Here is an 18,377-nt window from a genome sequence, read left to right as displayed (position 1 = left end):
AATACGCAGCAAAAGTAACGCTTTTTTGGAAACTACAAGCAAAAAGTGATATTTTTTTTCTGTTACATTTAAATTTTATCTTAACTGTTTCTGAACTTCTGTGGAGATACGCCTACGTACCGTTTAAAGTACTTACCGAAAAAGGATACATTCGGGAAGTTCAAGGAGTAAGATATCTCTTGGATAGTCAAGTCCGTAGCCATCAATTGCGATTTTGCGTCCATGATTATCATATCGGCTATGATATCGGATACGGAACGTCCTGTCTTTTGCTTGATGATCATGCAGAGGTGCTGGGGAGAAATACTTAGTTGGCTGGCATAAAAAGCCGTTTGCCGCTTTGAGGTATAATTCTTCATCACCAGTTGGATGAATTTCTTGTGGATCTCGTCGCTACGGGTCGTTATCTTGTTAGGCCATGATTTCCCTTGATACAAATCGCTGATCCCATGGATCATGGTAAGTAGGATATGTTTCACCATCTCCCTGTTTATGGATTTCTCTTTCGCTTGTACCCGCTCTAGCAAATGGAAATAATCGTTAATGAAGTGCGCCCGGTCCTCACTCAGTGATATGATCGGATTCTCGTAGATAGTAGGTAAGGCGCTCATCGTAGACTTTATCATGTTCACGCAGTCCATGAACTCGGATGAGAATCCTATAAAGGAAAGGCGGAAACTCTCTTTCTGCTCACAGAACTGAATAATGCTTCCCGGCATCAAGGTGATGAAATCATTCGGTTTCAAAGTGTACTCTGTCAAGTTGATGGATGCCCTTAAATTTCCTTCAACGCATAAAGCGAAAATACCTGCTTTTAACCGGCAAGTCTGCTTGTAAAAGTTTAAGATTGCCTCGGTAATGTCGTTTCCTACGACATAATCCCGGGGCAAATCTAATTGTGGTAAGTTTGCGTTCATCCGTTATTTTATTAATGATCGAACACAAAAGTAGTAAAAGTGCTGTTGATTCACTTCTTAATTTAAAAATAGACCAATTAATCCTTGAATCAGACTTATTCCGCTTGTGCTTCCTTATTCCGTTTATGCAAGCTTTTCAGTTCGAAGGATAGCATGACACGGAATATACCTATTATTAATAAGGCGTAAGCGATCATGTAAACCAACGTGAAGGCCCCTAGGGCGGGTTGCCAGATAACACCGATGGAGCAAAGGATAGCCAAGATACCAAAGACCATGTACCAACCCCAGTTCCGTGTACCGTATCGTTTCAGGTCCATCGAGTAACCGGTAGCCGAGAAGCCTCTGAACATAAGCCAGAATGCCAAGACAAACGGAAGCACCTCCATGCTAAGTCCCGGGCTTGCCATCAAGAATATACCTAAGATCAAGTCGATAATACCTCCGGCCAAATACCATCCCCAACTGCTGATACCCTTTTTGTTCGCCAAGGCGAAAGCGATCTCGAACAAGCCGCTTACGAACATAGAGACGCTGAATAAGATACTAAGCGCTACGTAGCTCGCCAATGGCGCGAACATTAAATAAATAGCGACGATGATGTAAAGCAGTCCGACCAATAGTGACAACCACCAATTCTTGACCGCATAATCCATTTTATCAATAAATGTTTTCATATTGGATAATATTTGTATTGTAATTATCCAATTAACAAAGGGAAGGAAGAAAAAGTTCTGGGTATTTGTGGCTAGGATATCCTTAAAAACTTTGTCCTTTGGAAATTAATTCTTTTCTTTGACGTTTCAAATCAATATAGGTATATAAGTACGAGGATTATGATGAAAAATTTGATAGCGATAACTTGTTTTGTCGTGGCGTTGGTGTCTTGTAATAAGGTGGAACATAAGCTGGAAGGGAAATGGCAATTGAAAACCGTAGAGGCGAATGGGGTGGTCCAGACGGTGGATACGGTTTGGTATAACTTCCAGACCTCTTTGTTCGAGTACCAATTATATGACCCGGCAAAGGACGTATATCGTACGAATTTCGGTTATAAGACGTTGGAGGGAGATACGAGACTGGATCTGGAGTTGGTCAACTATGGAGGTACGCCTTTGGAACAATTCATGCGTTATACGGATTGGACCTCACCTAAACAAACTTTCACGATCGAGCAGTCATCTGTGACGAATCTGGTAATGAGCTGCGAAGGAAGAACGTATACGTTTAAGAAATTCTAAGATATCATGTGCTGTTTGATCTCAGTCCCTCATAAGGAGTACTCCAGTACTCCCTAAGAAGTACTGCGATACTCTTTGCGAAGTACTGGAGTACTTCTTACGAAGTACTCTCCGCGGTGTTAGATCATGCGATCAAATCCGCTTCTATAGCTTGTGCCACCTTGATTAAATCGGCGGGGGCTATCTGTATCTGCAAGCCTCGTTGTCCGGCGCTTACATAGATCTTATCGAAGCCGGATGCCGTAGGATGGATATATGTAGGGAAATGCTTTTTCATGCCGATAGGCGAGCATCCTCCCCGGATATAACCGGTAAGCGGTAACAACTCTTTCACGGGGATCATCTCACATTTCTTGTTCCCAGATACCTTGGCCGCCTTTTTCAAGTCCACCTCGTCCGCTCCGGGGATCACGCATACGAAATAACCGCTCTTATCGCCATGTAAGATCAAGGTCTTGAATACTTGGGCGATATCTTCCCCTAGCTGCTCCGCTACATGCGTAGCGCTCAGATCATTCTCGTCTACTTCATAAGGCACGAGCTGGTAGGCGATCTTAGCCTTGTCCAGCAGGCGCGCCACGTTTGTCTTATTAATCTTCTCTTTCATCGTTTAGATCCCTTTCATGGATAATTGAACACGTTTTCTGGATAGGTCTACGCTTAGAACCTTCACCTTGACATGCTGATGGATGGAGACCACTTGGGTAGGATCGCTTACGAAACGATCCGCCAGCTCGGAGATATGGACAAGCCCGTTTTCCTTGATTCCTACATCGACGAAACAACCGAAGTTGGTGATGTTGGTCACGATACCGGGCAATACTTGCCCTTCTTTCAAATCCTCGATCGTTTTCACCGTAGGATCGAACGCGAATACTTGGATCGTTTGGCGGGGATCACGGCCCGGTTTATCCAGTTCCTCCATGATATCAAGCAAGGTAGGCATCCCGACCTTATCCGTAAGGTAGTCCGTTAGTTTTAGTTTCTTTTTAAGCGCTTTGTCGGTGATCAGGTCGGCTACCGAGCATTTTAGGTCCTTGGCCATCCGTTCGACGATCGGGTAGCTCTCGGGGTGTACGGCCGAGTTGTCCAACGGGTTCTTTCCGTCGGGTATCCGTAGAAATCCAGCGCTTTGTTCGAAAGCCTTCTCTCCCATACGGGGGACTTTCATCAGTTCTTTCCGGGAAGTGAAGGGTCCGTGCTCCGCCCGGTAATTCACGATGTTTTGCGCTAGCGTGGGGCCTAATCCCGAGATGTAAGTCAGCAAATGCTTGCTCGCCGTATTCACGTTTACACCCACCAGATTCACGCAACTCTCTACGGTTTGATCCAGACTCTTTTTCAAGGCGTTTTGCTCTACGTCATGCTGGTATTGGCCGACACCGATACTCTTCGGGTCGATCTTGACCAACTCGGCCAAAGGGTCCATCAGCCGGCGACCGATGCTGACAGCTCCGCGTACCGTGACGTCGTATTCGGGAAACTCCTCCCTAGCGATCTTGGACGCGGAGTAGATAGAGGCTCCGTTTTCGCTGACTACGAACACTTGTACCTTGCGGTCGTATCGTATATTCGTGATGAACTGCTCGGTCTCACGGCTGGCCGTACCATTACCGATGGCAATGGCATCTATGGCGTAAGTGGCTACTAACTGGGCGACCTTAGCGGCGGCTTTGCCCTTCTCGTTCTGGGGCGGATGCGGGAAGATCGCCTCGTTATGCAGTAAATTCCCCTGCGCATCCAGACAGACCAACTTACATCCGGTACGGTATCCGGGGTCTACGCCTAATACCCGTTTTTGTCCCAAGGGAGGAGCGAGCAGCAATTGCCGGAGGTTCTCGGCAAATACCCGGATCGCCTCCTCATCGGCTTTCGCCTTGCTCTGGTTGGAGAACTCCGTCTCGATAGAGGGCTTCAGCAAGCGTTTGAAAGAATCGTCGACAGCTGTAGCCACTTGCTCGGAAACCTCTCCACGACCTTTTACGAAACGCCGGTTCAAGCGATCCAGACAAGATTCTGCGTCGGGAGAGATACTTACACGAAGGATACCTTCCGCCTCTCCCCGTCGGAGAGCCAATAAGCGATGGGAACTGGCCCGGTTCAAAGGCTCGCTGAAATCAAAGTAATCCCGGTATTTGGCGCCTTCCTCTTCTTTCCCCTTGATCACTTTGGATGTGATCATGGCGGTATGAGCGAAAGAGTTACGTACGGTGTTACGTGCCGATTCGTTCTCGTTGATCCATTCGGCGATAATGTCCCGTGCCCCTTGCAAGGCTTCTTCGGCGTTTTTCACTTCCCCCTTGATAAAGCTCTTGATACGTGCGGATAGGTTATTCTCGTTTTGCATCATAACGATCTTAGCCAAGGGCTCCAGTCCTTTCCGGCGTGCGATCTCCGCCTTGGTGACCCGTTTCGGTTTGTAAGGGAGATATAAATCCTCGATCTCGGTGCTATCCCAAGACTCCTCGATGCGTTTCCGGAGCTCGGGAGTAAGTTTCTCTTGCTCTTCTATCGTGGCGAGGATCGTTTCCTTTCGTTTGCGCAGTTCCGTCAGTTTATCCAGTTGATCTTTGATGGCACCGATTTGCACCTCGTCTAATCCTCCGGTCACCTCTTTCCGGTAACGACTTATAAAAGGTATGGTAGCGCCTTCGTTCAAGAGCCCGATTGTCCGTTCCACTTGTCCTTCCGGAATTTGTAGAAAACGGGCTATAAGCGTGTGAAATACGTTTGTCATATCTAGTTTTCTTAGAATTGGAGTACAAATATACGGTTTTGCTTATATTTTCGGTCGGGATGCTCACTTCTTGGGCTTATTATTTGTATCTTTCATTAATTTTCAAGAATTTTACGGCCGGAATATTCAAGCCTTTGATTAAAAAAATCAACATGGAAGTTAATACTACGGAGAACAAAACTTTGGAACAGGATTATAGGGATTTAGCAGGATTGTTATCTAATATCGTGGACTCGTTGCCCATCTACTTTTTCGTGAAGGATACGGGTGATAATTTCAGGTACGTGTACTCCAGCCCTTTGATGAACCAACTTTACGGACGATATCATAATGATGTGGTCGGGAAAACAGATTTTGACCTATTTCTAGATCCGGTCGTCGCCCAATCTTTCAGAGATATGGACGAGGAGGTGGTGAAAACGGGTAAGATGCAGCGTTTCGTGGAGCAAATGATCGATCCGAAAGGTATCTTGCGTACTATGGATACGATGAAACTGCTAGCGCCCCGTGAGGATAAGCCTCCTTATTTAGTAGGGATTTCATGGGATATTACAAAGCAAAGGCAGGTCGAGGAGGAGTTGCATAGCTATAATAAGCGCTTGGCGCTCGCATGTCAAGCGGGTAAGATCTACCCGTGGCTTTGGGATCTGGTAAACGGTACGGCGGAGCTTTCCTTGGAAGAAAACGGCCAGATCAAGCATGTGCAGATCACCCACGCTAGTTTTACGGAGAAGATCCATCCGGATTACCGGAAAGTCTATGAGAATATTACAACCGCTTTCATGCGGGGCGAGATCGATTCCATGCGATTCAGTTTCCCTTGTCGTTATTTCTCGGATGAGTATGTATGGCTGGAGAAGATCGGTGAGGTCTATGAGGCTGATCCGGATGGCAAGCCGATCCGCTCGATCGGAATCCTTCGGGATATGACCGTCGATAAACGGCACGAGGCGGATGTGCAGGCTAAGCGTTTGGCGGAAGAGAGCGACCGGATGAAGTCCGCTTTTATCGCTAACATGAGCCATGAGATACGTACCCCTTTAAATGCCATCGTCGGCTTTTCCACCTTATTGGCGGAGAGTGACGATGAGGAGGAAAAAAAGGAATATCTGAGGATCATAGAGAGTAGCAATGAGTTTTTGTTGCAGTTGATCGGTGATATCTTGGATATCTCGAAGATCGAGTCAGGAAAGATGGAGTTTATTTATACGACCCTGCGTTTGAGTGAGATATTCGCTCCCCAGCAGCAAGCTTTCGCCTTGAGAGTGGTCCCGGATGTAAAGGTTATCTTTGAGTCGGACGGTAATGACTATTGTATTGTGTCGGAGAAGACCCGTTTGACTCAGGTCTTGACCAATTTCCTTTCCAACGCCGTGAAGTTCACCAGCTCGGGTTCTATACGGTTTGGTTATCGTTTGACCGATGATGGTATCTATGTCTACGTAACGGATACGGGTATGGGAATCAGTAAGGAGTCTCAAGCGAGCATATTCAATCGTTTCGTGAAATTGAACAGCTTTAAGCAAGGAACAGGATTAGGGCTTTCTATCTGCAAGACGATAATTGAGAAGTTGAAAGGTAAAATCGGGGTTGAGTCGGAGGAAGGAAAGGGCTCTACATTCTGGTTTACGATACCTTGCCAACCGATGAAAGTGAAATAAGACATTCAAGTTTGGTTGGAATTTATAGGTAAATCACCTCATCCGCCAACAACCGAATCTCATCCGGATTATGTGACGTGAAAAGAATGATCCGTTCTTCTTTCATTTGCATTTCTCGTATTCGTTCTATGATGCGATGGCTTAGGGCTTCATCCAAGCCTTTGAACGGCTCGTCCATCAAAAGGAGAGGAGAAGGGTATGCCAATGCCCTCGCTATAGCGATACGTTGTTGCTGTCCGTAACTAAGCTCTTTAGGATATCGGTTCCCGAAGGGCTCCATTTCCATTTCCTGTAAGTGTTTTTGGGCAATTCGCCGGGCTTTTTCCTCCGTGAGAAAAGAGGAGAGGGGGAGGATGATATTTTCTTCTGCGGTTAGATGGGGCAGGAGTTGCGGTTGTTGGAATATGGTGGCGATTCCAAAGTGTCTTGTGGGATGTATCTCTCCTTCCGTAGGCAATAAGATACCTCCGATTAGGTTTAATAACGTTGTTTTTCCTTTGCCTGAAGGTGCGCTAATTCCATAAATAATCCCTTTTTGAAAGGAATGGGAAAAGTGCTGTATGCCGTATTGGTAACTTATATCTTTCGTGTCTAAAACTGATAATGTAGGGGTCGGGATGGTCTGATCCTCATTCGCGAAAGATATTTTAGGGGTGATATCAGCGACTTTGCTAATTCCTTTGTCAAAAAAGAAACTGATGAATACCGCCACGATTGTCCAAGCGAGTAGCTCAGGGACAGCGATAAAGTTTTGCGCCCTTTTCATCTCGCTTCCGATTCCGAATGCGCATTGCGACAAGACTTCTCCCATAATGATCGCACGCCAGCCGAATCCGGTGGCGGAGGCAAGCCCGCTATATAAGAATGGCTTTAGCTGCGGATAGATGATCTGGAATAAGACATTGGAACGTCTGATATGGAATTGACGTGCCATAATGGATAAACCCGGACGCAGGTCGAGGATTCCCCGTGTCAGATTCTCTGTTAGTAGCGGGAACATGGTGAGGAAGGCGATCATCAAAGGGATACTTTCCGGATTTAGGAATATAAGCGCCAAAAGTATGAAGGATATGACCGGGATCGAGCGCATGATGGCAAGCAGAGGTCTGAATAATTCATACACCCACTCAAAACGGGCGAATAACCCGGCCATCCCTATCGCACAAACGAATGAGATCGACATGCCTAAGATTCCCCGGAGTATAGTCGCTCCGACCGACTGATAGAAACTACCGGAGACGAGCCATTCGCAAAGTGTCCGTACGAGTCGAGGAAGTGAAGGTATCAGCTCCGGTTGGTTGGCTATAACGGCGAATAGTTGCCATCCCGCCAAGAGGATAGCGGTAGCGACTATCGTAGTGATTGTTTTTCGCAATCTCATTGTTTTTCGGGGATAAATCCGGCATCGGGAAGCCTCCCGCCGACGGCCTTGGGTTCATACTGTTCGATGAGACGTAGGAAACCCATGACGGCGTCTTTCGCCTCGATAGCTGATAAATAATGGATTTTACACCGCTCGATACTCTTAGGAGTTAAGGCCCCTTGGGCGAAGATTCCATGTTCTTCCAAAGAATGGATGGTCTCTTTCGGATATCGTACGGCTTTTTGGCAGGAGGCTCGTAAGGCATCCTCAAAAGCGATACGATATTTCTCCATCGTCGGGGTGTATACGACCGCTGTTTGGGCGAATCCGAGGGTATCGTTGTCTGTAAAATGATTCAAGTCCGCAGTTATTCGTAAGCTGCTGTCTTTCCGTAAAGCGATGCTTAGAAACGGTTCCCCGAGCACGGCACGATTTACTTTTCCGGCTAAGATGCCTTGGGTGATTTCCCCGGCGGTATTGAAGGCGTAATTCAAAGGATAATCTAATCGTTGGCGGCCGAGATAGTACCGGGTAAGGATATCGGGAGTCGTACCGTTGCCGAATACATACAATGCCGGTTCTTTCAAGGGAGTTTTCTCAACGAGGTAAAGGGTTCCCCAGATCGGGCACCCCGCTAGTTTGATCTTGATCCCTTTATTGTACAAGTTCGCCGCATTGATCATGGGGAGTACGGCTATGTCGGTCTCCTGCTTGATCAGTAAGGCTTGCGCCAGATCGGGCGAGTCTACCACTTTAACTTGTACTTTCTTGTTATCTATAATTGGAGGATTCTCAAGCCAATCGGCGAATGCGATAACGGATGGACCACGAAGTACCGAAACCTTGATTACGGTATCTTCCGTTTGTGCGTGCCGGCAACCGGAGCAACAAAGTATCAATAGTAGAAAAATGTATTTAATCATATCTAGACCTCTATAAAACAATTAAGGATTGCCTCCCGGCAACCCCTAACCAACTTTGTTAACCTTAAATCTAATACTATTATGAAAAAACCACAGTGCAAATGTACTGTTTTCTATATATCTGTCAATAGAATAAATGCTAATTAGTGTTTTGAGGTTCATAAGAAAAGCTAAAAAGCCTTCTTTTGAGTCGCTAGGCTAACCAAAACAATCGTTATCGCCGATAATGGCAAAGCAAATAAGATCGGATCTATCGCATGCCACGGATATACATCGATCAAGACGTCTTGTCCGAATAAAGCCTTGCAAAGTCCTACCGGAGCCGCTTCCGCCTTATGAAGGAACAACATGGCGAATAAACTGGCCAAGCCTCCTACCCATAAGCTGGCCAAGGCCCCTTGCCGGGTAGCCCCTTTCCAATATAGCGAGCAGAAATAGGTAGGTAGGAATGTAGCCGCGCAAATACCCATGAACAAGGCGGTGCCTCGTGCGATAATACTCGCGCTTAGCGTATAGCAGATAACGTAGCTGACCAAGATAGAGCATAGCACGCCGATACGTACACCTAATGTAGAGTTCGGATTTTTGCTACGTCCTAGTTTGGGGAATGCGTCTGCCCCGAAAGCCGCTCCCATGGTATGAAATTGTGCGCTAAGGGTAGACATACTGGCAGAGAGAATACAAAGCATGAAAACCGCCCCGAACCACTCCGGCATCGCTTTATTGATAAATAGGGGGATGATCTTGTCCATATCTTTTACCGCCTCGGAGGCGACTACACCTTCCGTCTTGAGGAAAAACAAATTAGACAAGGCTCCCACGTGATAAATCGCCCCTACCGTGACAATCAAGAATACGCAGCCGATCAATACGCCCCTGTTGAGTTGCTTGGTACTTTCCACCATCATGAAGCGTACGACTAGTTGTGGCTGCGCTAAGCAACCGATTCCTACGCCAAGGATCAATGAGGTAACCAATGTATACCATTGTGGAGAGCCTGAGATGGGCATAGCTGTCCATCCTTGATGTCCCAAGGCCTTGAAGCGTTCGGGCACCATGGGGGCGATATCCGTCAACTTCTGGTTTGCCTCGATAAAGCCCATGTCCATGATATGGTAAAACCAAAATAGCAGGAATAGCATACAAGCGAACATGATAACCGCTTGCAACGCATCCGTATAAAGTACTCCCTTGATTCCGCCCGTAATCACGTAGGCCGCTACGATCAAGGTGAAGATCAACAAGGCCAGATGAAGGTCGATATGAAACATCTGCTCAATGAAGACGGCTCCTCCCTTCATCACCACGGCGGCGTAGAGGGGCATGCCGATGAAAATGATCGAGGCGATGAAGATCTGTATAGACCGGGACTTATAGTGTAATCCCAATAATTGCGGGAAAGTCCGTGCGTTATGTGCCTCGCCTAACTTCCGGGTCCTTCGTCCGAAAAAGATAAAGGCTACCACTACGCCCATGAACATGTTCAATAAGCAAAGCCATTGAATACCCATGCCGAACGTAGCGGCTACGCCACCGAAACCAACGATCGCCGATGCCGAGATAAAGGTCGCCCCGTAAGACAGAGCCATGATAATGGGGTTTACTTTTCGTCCGCCTAATAAATAATCACTGGCGTTTTTCGTCTGCCTGTATCCGAGATACCCTAACCAAGCGATTACAAACATGTAAATGATGACAATAATGCCTAATGTTAGCGTACTCATTTTCGTGATCCTTTAGTAGGGTTTGTTTTTTCGTCGTCTTCTTTATTCCAAGTGGTTATCCCGAACCAAATAGAAAATAGGAAGCAGGCGAACGCTAGAAGGTAAGCCAGCCAAATACCGGGGTCGCTGATTCCGAACATATATCCGTGCCTATTAAAGTTTTATTAGATCACTTTCACAGATATACTCGAGATTCTGACGGCGGATTACCTCACGGGCGCTTTCCCGGTTGTTCGTACGCAAGATCAAGATCGCTTTTTCCCGGATGGAGAAACAATACATATATTCTATGCTGATGCCCGCTTTCGTGAAATAAGATAATGTATTGGCAAAACTTCCGGCGCATGAGCTGGTTACGATCGCTAATACGTCGGTCAGGTTTGCGCTGACGTTGTTTTCTTTTAATATCTTGTATGCCTTCTGGGGATCGCTTACGATGATACGAAGGATTCCATACTCGGAGGTGTCGGCTACGGTGGCTGCGATGATGCGGATGCGCTCTTCCGCCAATAACGCTAATATCTCGCTTAATTTCCCGTACTTGTTTTCTAGGAAAATAGAAATTTGATTGACTGTCATAAGGTGTTATTTTAATTGTTTATTTAACAAAGCTTGCGATGATCTTTCACTCGTACCGCCTTGCCATCTGTGGTTGGCAAAGATCCCTTGGCTACCAGCTTGATACGTGGTGTAAGTAATAATTCGTCCTTCAACTGACGGGTGATACCTTTCGTCAAACGCTGTAAGGCTGAATAATCATCGGTGAATAGGTCGCTCAACTCAACCTCGATCAACATCTCGTCGCTGTTACCGATCGTTTCGAGGGTGATCAAGTAATTACTGCCTAACTCCTTGAATTGCATCAATATCTTTTCGATTTGGATGGGGAACAGGTTCACGCCCTTCAAGATTATCATATCGTCGCTACGTCCTTTGAAACGGGCAAGGCGTTTATGGGTACGTCCGCAAGGGCAATCGCCCGGTAAGATGCAAGTAAGGTCACGGGTACGATAACGGAGTAAAGGCATCGCCTCCCGGTTGATGGTCGTTAATACCAATTCTCCGACTTCTCCCTCGGGCACCGGTTGCAGGGTAACCGGGTCTACGATCTCTACGATCACGTTGTCTTCCCAGATATGCAAGCCGTTCTGCTCCGTACATTCGAAGGCTACACCCGGCCCGTTCATCTCCGACATACCGAAACAGTTGTAAGCCTTGACACCCAGAAGCTGTTCGATGCGTTTACGTTGTTCTTCCGAGTGAGGCTCGGCACCGATACATACGGTGTGTAGTTTGGTATCCTTTCTGGGGTCTATTCCCTCCTCATACATAACCTCGGCCAAACGAGTGGCATAGCTCGGTATGATATGTAAACAGGTGGTGCCGAAATCGGTGATGAACTTAATCTGTCGTTTGGTATTACCGGCCGCCGCAGGCACTGTCAACGCACCTAGTTTTTCTGCTCCATACTGGAAACCGAGGCCACCGGTAAACATGCCGTAGCCGGATGTATTTTGGAATACGTCCGTATCCCTTAGCCCCACCATATACATGCAACGAGCTACTTGGTTAGCCCATTGGTCCAAATCCTTGGCGGAATGTAAGACAACGGTAGGATTACCTGTCGTTCCACTGGAAGAGTGGATACGTACACATTTCTGTAACGGGATGGCTGCCAATCCGAACGGATAGTTATTTCTAAGATCATCTTTCGTTGTAAACGGAAGTTTTTGTAAATCCTCCAAGGACTGAAAACTGTCCGGGGTAATTCCTTTCTCTTTGAATATCTTATGGTAAAAAGGGGAGTTGCCCGCTAGTTCTATGGTTTGTTTCAGTCGTTCCAGTTGGAATTTTACCAGATCTTTACGATCCATGGTTTCTATTTCTTTCTGCCAATACATCATCGTTTTTTCAATTAGAGTGTGTTTAATTCATGAAATTAGATTGCAAATGTATCTTTTATTTTGGATAATGCCATGCTTTTGTGTCAAAATATTAGTAATGACCTTTTGAAAATAAGAATTATTAGGCGGTAAGCCGTTGTAAATAAAAAAATAATAGCTATTTTTGTCCATTACGCAATTTAACTTTATGTATGGGCCATGGGAAAATATGACCACCTTTCCAAAGAAGAGTTGATTCAAAGGATTGAGAGACTGGAAGCCGATCTGGAAAAAGCCACTTTGACACCATCCGCGAGCGATAACGAACTTGAGATGCGCCAAAGCCAGCATACGATCAACTTCTTAAATATCTTGATGGATACGATCTTGTCGAACGTATTTGTGGAGATCACGGTGAAAGATATTTTCAACGGTTTCCGGTATATCTATTTTAATAAGGCGGCGGAGGAATTTACGGGGGTCAAGGCGGAAGATATCTTAGGGAAGACGGATTTCGAGCTTTTCCCTGATTCCCGGCGGGCGCATGAGATCCGAACGGAAGATTACCATACGATCAAGACGGGACGTATGGTAAAGGAAATGGTCGAGTATGAGAAACCGAATGGAGAGGTGAGAATCGTAAATATCGTACGTTTACTGATCACGAATCCGGACCCGGGAGCCTCGCCTCTGTTATTGGTCATGCTGAATGATATCACGGAGCAACGTCAAGACCAGTTGGCGCTGATGAAAGTACAAGAGGCGGATAAGATGAAAAACGCTTTTATCGCTAATATGAGCCATGAGATCCGGACCCCGCTGAATGCTATCGTTGGCTTTGCCCATCTCGTGACGGAAACGACTAATGCCAGTGAGCAAAGGGAATACTTCTCGATTATAAATAAGAATTGCGATTTATTGTTGAAACTGATTAACGATATCCTGGATTTGTCGAAGATCGAGTCCGGTCGGTTAAACTATAACGTGTCGGAAGTTGAGTTGAGGGATATTTGCCAAGAGGCCTATGTGGTACAATCCTTGAAGATGACTTCCGATGTGGCATTATTATATAACTCGGTCGCCATGCCTTCTGTTCGTCTGTGGATCGATCCGCACCGGGTAGAACAGGTCTTGTTAAATCTCTTGTCTAATGCCATTAAGTTTACTTCCAAAGGTTTTATCTCGCTTTTTTATGAGGTGGAAGATATGTTCGTACGTGTCTCTGTCATGGATACCGGAATCGGGATATCAGAGGAAAAGCTGGAGTCTGTTTTCGAGCGTTTCGTGAAATTGGATGATTTTTATCAAGGGGCTGGTTTGGGACTACCTATCTGCAAGATGATTGTAGAGCAGTTGGGTGGTGAGATCGGTGTGCGATCTGAGCTTGGCAAAGGTTCCACTTTCTGGTTCACCTTACCATTGGTTGTTACGGATAAGGCTGTTGTGGAGAAGGATGATCCTTCTGTTTTAAGTGAATGTCAACTATATTAAATAAAAAAGAAATGAAAAATGCGGTTGTCTTTTTAGCGACAGGCTTTGAGGAAATAGAGGCCTTGGGTACGATTGATGTCTTGAGGCGTGGTGGTGTACGGGTTATGATGGTATCTATTACGGGTGACCGATTGGTGATAGGAGCTCATGATATTCCGGTAATGGCTGATTACCTGTTCGAGGAGGCGGATTTCAGTTGTGTCGATGCCTTGATTTTGCCGGGTGGAATACCCGGAAGCAACCATTTAAATGCGCATGCCCATTTGAAAGAATTAGTCAAGGAGAAAACGGAGGAAGGCGTATTAATCGGTGCTATCTGTGCCGGACCGATGGTTTTAGGTGGTCTTGGATTGCTAAAAGGGAAAAGGGCTACCTGTTTTCCTTTCTTCGAACCAACAATGGTAGGCGCTACCCCTACGGATAATGGAGTAGAGCAGGATGGAAATATCATCACAAGCAAGGGGCCGGGTTTTATGTTTGAGTTCGGCTTGACGATCTTGAGGAATCTGAAAGATGAGGAAATCGCTTTGGAAGTGGCGGATGCCTTATTATATGACGCTTTGTTGCATGGGACAAAGCATTAATGTGCTTGAAATTAAAATCCCTTGAGAGAATGTCTCTAAGACATTCTCTCAAGGGATTTTTGTTGTAAAGAGTTTTCCCTTTCCTAAATTATTTCTGGAAAGATTTTTTCATACGTGCGATATCTGTCAAATAGTCTTGCAGATCTTGCTCGTGTTCTTCTTCCTCAGCTAAGATATGCTTAGCGATATCACAAGTCGTGAAGTCGATGCCGTCCGTGAATTTAGCGATTTCTTGATAACGCAAGATGGCGCAACGCTCGGAGGCGACATTCTGGTTCAGAAGGCTTACTACGTCAAAGTCTGTCGGTGAATCATATTTGCATCGGGCTAATTCAAACCATTGTTTCGGATCAAGTACCGGAACTCCTTCCAATTCGATGATCCGGTCTGCCAATAATTGGGCGTGATGCCTTTCTTCCTCGGCATGTTCCTCGAATTCACCTTGTACGTCGGAACGCATGGCTCCTTCAACGACCAAGGCTCCTACCCAATATTGATAGTATGCTAGCCATTCTTCCGCTAACGCGGCGTTTAGTTGAGATAATAAATTGTCGACATCCAATTTCCCTCTTAAAATTTTGACGCTTTCTTTTGCCATAGCTGTATTAATTTAGAATTAAACGTATTGTTCGTTTTTTATAGTTCTAACAAGCTTACTAGGGCATTGTTTATTGTTTGTCAAAATTTTAACGTTATGCTGCGATTGTTACAATTTAGGTAATTCCCAAGGTGCCCGGTAATAGGCTTTCGACAAGGCGGTAGCTTCGTTATCGCCGACAAACAAATTGTTTTTATCATCCCAATGAACTTCCCGTTGAACCCGGCAGGAGATATTCGCCAGATGAGCCATCTTCGCTACACGGGCACCGATAGCGACATCGGCGTTCGGAAGCTCACGGCTTTTAATGCAGCTCAACATGTTTCCCACATGATTATAAAGTCCTTTGCCTTCTCCTTTCTTGAAAGGAACGGCTTCCATGCGAGCTACGTTATTGGATACGACCGGTATGACCTCCCAACCGGCCCTGTCGAGTACCATCGTACCATTCTCCCCATAGAACGCTAATCCTTCCTTACGGTTATAGAGTCCGTGATTGATTCCGCAAGCGTGATCCCAGATGATATTAAAATCATCGTAGGCATAAGTCGCCATTAAAGTATCGGGTGTCTCCATAGCGTCGTTCGGATAGGCGAACTTGCCGCCGCCTGAGAATACACGGGTGGGAAGGCCCGCGTTCATTCCCTCAAGGGCATAATCCAGTAAATGTACGCCCCAGTCCGACATCAAGCCTCCGGCATAGTCCCAGAAGAAACGGAAATTATAATGAAAGCGGTAAGGATTGAACGGACGTTTAGGAGCTGGGCCTAGCCACATATCGTAATCCACACCGGCGGGAGCGTCGCAATCCGGTTTAACCGGAAGTGTCGGCTTGCCGTCTTGGTAAGCCCAGACCTTGACCGTACGGATCCGTCCGATATTTCCGGCTTTCAAGAAATTAGCCGCCTCGTCCCAATGCGGGTCGCTACGTTGCCATTGGCCTACCTGTACGATCCGGTTATATTTACGGGCGGCTTTTTCCATCAAGTTACATTCCTCGATCGTATTGGAGAGCGGCTTCTCTACATATACGTCTTTTCCCGCTTGGCAAGCCCAGACCGTCGGAAGGCAATGCCAATGGTCCGGCGTACCGATAATGACTACATCTACGTCTTTATTATCGATTACTCGTCGCCAGTCCTTATATAAGTGAGGTACTTTTTTCCCTGTTTTCTTCTCAACGTCGGCAGCCCGTTTGTTTAACCATTCGTCATCGACATCGCAAAGAGCCACGCATTCCGTCTCCGGATAATCAAGAAAAGTATTCAAATCCCCGTATCCCATGCTACGGCATCCGATGAGGGCTACTTTTACTTTGTTGCTAGGGGCGGTTTGTCCGTATATGGAGGAATACGATTTACCGATAAGCGGCGATAAAGTAAGTCCGGACATGATAAGTCCGGTTTTTTGCATAAAAGTACGTCTGTTCATGATATTAGTTTTTAATACTGTTATAAATATATTCCATATCCACGTGCTCCCTTACGAGGGCGGCGAGTTTGTCATACTGCTCTTCCTTAAAAGCGGCATAATCGAAAGGGCCTGTAGTCGTTTCCGTGTCAAAGCCCTCAGCTAAGTTGTCCAATACGGCCGGATTATCAAGGATACCATGCATATAACTTCCCCAGCATCGGTTGTTAAGGTAATATCCGTCCGTTCGTCCGTCTTCCAGTCGGGCTACGGGCTGTTCGGGGGCGTCACCCAATAGGGTGGTTCGTCCCATATGTATTTCGTATCCTTTACAATCCTTATTCTCCGAGGAGGGGAGGAAAGCAAAGTCGCTTTGTCTCGTGATCTTCTCCTGCTCGATGACCGTGCATTGAGGCAGAAGACCGAGACCGGGAATCGCCGGGATATTTCCCTCGATACTTTCCGGATCTTCCAAGCGGACTCCCATCATTTGATAGCCACCGCAAATACCGATCACCTTTTTACCCGCTTTATGCGCCCGGATAATCGCCATCGCTATCCCATTGGCCCGCAGGCTTTGTAAGTCCGATAACGTATTCTTTGAGCCGGGGAGCAGGATGATGTCGGCTTTCTCTATCTCATCGATATTGTTGGTATAATAAGGATTGAAACGGGGGTCCATCTCCAATACATCAAAATCCGTGAAATTAGACATTCGTTTCAGCAGGATGATAGCTACATTGATTTTCCCGTCTTTATAAGTGTTATTTTTCATATCCAACGCTACGGAATCCTCTTCCTCTATCTTGATATCCCGAAACCATGGAATTACGCCTACCACGGGAATCCCGGTCAATTCCTTTAACAGGCTCCGTCCTTCCTCGAATAAAGAAGCGTCTCCACGGAATTTATTGATGATAACCCCTTTCATTAACGCTCGTTCCTCCGGTCGTAATAAAGCGATCGTTCCATATACAGAGCCGAATACGCCCCCCCGGTCTATATCTGCGATCAGATAGGTGGAGGCGCCGGCTTTCATCGCCATACGCATATTGGTGATATCCCGGTCTCGCAGGTTTAGTTCGGAGATGCTTCCGGCTCCTTCCAATACGATCGGGTTATAGCGAGCTTCCAGACGGTTGAAGGCTTCGATAGCTTCCTTAAATAGCTCCTCCTTCTGGTTTTGTATCCCGAAATAATCCTTGGCGGACATATTGCCGACTGGCTTTCCGTTTAATACGACTTGTGAGCTTTTATCATTTGTCGGCTTTAGTAATATCGGGTTCATATCCGTATGCGGGGAAATACCGCAGGCCTCAGCTTGTACGACTTGCGCCCGGCCCATCTCGCCGCCTTCCGGGGTAGAGTAGGAATTGAGGGACATATTTTGTGCCTTGAACGGTGCCGGTTGATAACCATCTTGCTTGAAAATACGGCAAAACGCCGCATTGATAACGCTTTTACCCGCATCAGAGCAGGTTCCGACAAACATAATCGGTCGTAGGTGTTGCTTCATCTGTATAGATTTTATTTACACAGTGTACAAAGGTAGTATTTTTGGCCTTTTTATTAAGGAGAAGATATGAAAAAAGAAGAAGATTTTGTTATGGGCCTGTCCATCTACATGGCTTGTCTGCGTGAGAAAAAACGGTATTCCACGGCGAAGAGTTATCAAGATGCCTTGAACTCGTTCAAGTGCTTTTGCGGTATGGAGGCGATTCCTTATGCCTATATTAATAGGAACAGGCTTTTGTGCTATCAGTCATGGTTGTTGGACAAGGGCCGTTCGTTGAATACGGTGTCTACCTATATGCGTCGGATTCGTCACATTTATAACTTAGCCGT

At 46.2% G+C, this 18,377-nt stretch carries 18 protein-coding genes; 5 read left to right on the top strand and 13 right to left on the bottom strand.

From position 1 onward, the window contains the following. Window positions 1-80: 80 nt before the first annotated feature. Both DWX33_RS18320 and DWX33_RS18315 read right to left on the bottom strand, forming a co-directional pair. Window positions 81-917, bottom strand: coding sequence for an AraC family transcriptional regulator (locus tag DWX33_RS18320; protein ID WP_122380826.1), 837 nt, complete (start codon window positions 915-917; stop codon window positions 81-83). Between the two features lie 95 nt (window positions 918-1,012). Beyond that, window positions 1,013-1,594 carry an HdeD family acid-resistance protein gene (locus DWX33_RS18315; RefSeq protein ID WP_005856375.1) on the bottom strand — a complete coding sequence of 194 codons (582 nt, stop codon included), beginning with the start codon at window positions 1,592-1,594 and terminating at the stop codon, window positions 1,013-1,015. A 159-nt stretch (window positions 1,595-1,753) separates the two neighbouring features. Between DWX33_RS18315 and DWX33_RS18310 the strand changes: the two genes are divergently transcribed. Further along, window positions 1,754-2,158, top strand: a complete 405-nt coding sequence (locus tag DWX33_RS18310) for a lipocalin-like domain-containing protein (protein ID WP_008771908.1) — start codon at window positions 1,754-1,756, stop codon at window positions 2,156-2,158. A gap of 124 nt (window positions 2,159-2,282) precedes the next feature. On the opposite strand, the gene ybaK is transcribed toward DWX33_RS18310, so the two are convergent. Together ybaK and DWX33_RS18300 are read right to left on the bottom strand one after the other, a co-directional pair. Next, entirely contained in the window at window positions 2,283-2,765 is a 483-nt protein-coding gene (ybaK, locus tag DWX33_RS18305; RefSeq protein WP_005856380.1) for a Cys-tRNA(Pro) deacylase, read from the bottom strand. A 3-nt stretch (window positions 2,766-2,768) separates the two neighbouring features. After that, on the bottom strand, window positions 2,769-4,895 hold the full coding sequence (locus DWX33_RS18300; RefSeq protein WP_122379098.1) for a Tex family protein: 2,127 nt from the start codon (window positions 4,893-4,895) through the stop codon (window positions 2,769-2,771). Between the two features lie 152 nt (window positions 4,896-5,047). Between DWX33_RS18300 and DWX33_RS18295 the strand changes: the two genes are divergently transcribed. After that, window positions 5,048-6,556, top strand: coding sequence for an ATP-binding protein (locus DWX33_RS18295; RefSeq protein ID WP_034527573.1), 1,509 nt, complete (start codon window positions 5,048-5,050; stop codon window positions 6,554-6,556). Window positions 6,557-6,578: 22 nt separating this feature from the next. Here the strand turns inward: DWX33_RS18295 and DWX33_RS18290 are convergent, their stop codons facing one another. The 6 genes from DWX33_RS18290 to DWX33_RS18270 form a co-directional block, all read right to left on the bottom strand. Continuing rightward, a complete protein-coding gene (locus tag DWX33_RS18290; protein WP_008780465.1) occupies window positions 6,579-7,937 on the bottom strand; it encodes an ATP-binding cassette domain-containing protein in 1,359 nt (452 codons plus the stop codon). Continuing rightward, window positions 7,934-8,842 (bottom strand): ABC transporter substrate-binding protein, encoded by a 909-nt coding sequence (locus DWX33_RS18285; RefSeq protein ID WP_122380825.1) that lies wholly within the window; start codon window positions 8,840-8,842, stop codon window positions 7,934-7,936. The genes DWX33_RS18290 and DWX33_RS18285 overlap by 4 nt, the downstream gene beginning before the upstream one ends. A 170-nt stretch (window positions 8,843-9,012) precedes the next feature. Further along, window positions 9,013-10,566, bottom strand: coding sequence for a sodium:solute symporter (locus DWX33_RS18280; RefSeq protein WP_008780467.1), 1,554 nt, complete (start codon window positions 10,564-10,566; stop codon window positions 9,013-9,015). After that, complete coding sequence (locus DWX33_RS23185; RefSeq protein WP_349200193.1) at window positions 10,563-10,706, bottom strand: symporter small accessory protein; 144 nt, start codon at window positions 10,704-10,706, stop codon at window positions 10,563-10,565. The genes DWX33_RS18280 and DWX33_RS23185 overlap by 4 nt, the downstream gene beginning before the upstream one ends. 13 nt (window positions 10,707-10,719) lie before the next feature. After that, the gene (locus tag DWX33_RS18275; protein ID WP_005856397.1) at window positions 10,720-11,145 is read right to left on the bottom strand and encodes a hypothetical protein; all 426 of its coding nucleotides are present in this window, start codon (window positions 11,143-11,145) and stop codon (window positions 10,720-10,722) included. 23 nt (window positions 11,146-11,168) lie between these two features. Continuing rightward, entirely contained in the window at window positions 11,169-12,470 is a 1,302-nt protein-coding gene (locus DWX33_RS18270; protein ID WP_005856399.1) for a phenylacetate--CoA ligase family protein, read from the bottom strand. 198 nt (window positions 12,471-12,668) lie between these two features. On the opposite strand from DWX33_RS18270, the gene DWX33_RS18265 reads away from it, so the two are divergent. After that, a complete protein-coding gene (locus tag DWX33_RS18265) occupies window positions 12,669-13,940 on the top strand; it encodes an ATP-binding protein (protein ID WP_005856401.1) in 1,272 nt (423 codons plus the stop codon). An 11-nt stretch (window positions 13,941-13,951) separates the two neighbouring features. Then, window positions 13,952-14,524, top strand: coding sequence for a DJ-1 family glyoxalase III (locus tag DWX33_RS18260; protein ID WP_005868262.1), 573 nt, complete (start codon window positions 13,952-13,954; stop codon window positions 14,522-14,524). 88 nt (window positions 14,525-14,612) lie between these two features. Here the strand turns inward: DWX33_RS18260 and DWX33_RS18255 are convergent, their stop codons facing one another. The 3 genes from DWX33_RS18255 to DWX33_RS18245 all read right to left on the bottom strand — a co-directional run bounded on the left by DWX33_RS18255 (window position 14,613) and on the right by DWX33_RS18245 (window position 18,048). Further along, window positions 14,613-15,122: a ferritin-like domain-containing protein gene (locus tag DWX33_RS18255; protein ID WP_005856408.1), complete on the bottom strand. Its 510-nt coding sequence runs from the start codon at window positions 15,120-15,122 to the stop codon at window positions 14,613-14,615. Window positions 15,123-15,230: 108 nt separating this feature from the next. Then, window positions 15,231-16,553 carry a Gfo/Idh/MocA family protein gene (locus DWX33_RS18250; RefSeq protein WP_122380824.1) on the bottom strand — a complete coding sequence of 441 codons (1,323 nt, stop codon included), beginning with the start codon at window positions 16,551-16,553 and terminating at the stop codon, window positions 15,231-15,233. Between the two features lie 4 nt (window positions 16,554-16,557). Next, entirely contained in the window at window positions 16,558-18,048 is a 1,491-nt protein-coding gene (locus tag DWX33_RS18245; RefSeq protein ID WP_008771917.1) for a cobyric acid synthase, read from the bottom strand. A gap of 66 nt (window positions 18,049-18,114) precedes the next feature. Between DWX33_RS18245 and DWX33_RS18240 the strand changes: the two genes are divergently transcribed. Next, window positions 18,115-18,377: phage integrase SAM-like domain-containing protein (locus DWX33_RS18240; protein ID WP_199713322.1), on the top strand; the 263-nt coding region annotated here is incomplete at its 3' end.

The organism is Parabacteroides sp. AF19-14 (assembly GCF_003635485.1).
Classification (GTDB): Bacteria; Bacteroidota; Bacteroidia; order Bacteroidales; family Tannerellaceae; genus Parabacteroides; species Parabacteroides distasonis.
The sequence above is the reverse complement of the archived record's forward strand: the minus strand, read 5'-3'. Positions and strand labels throughout refer to the sequence as shown.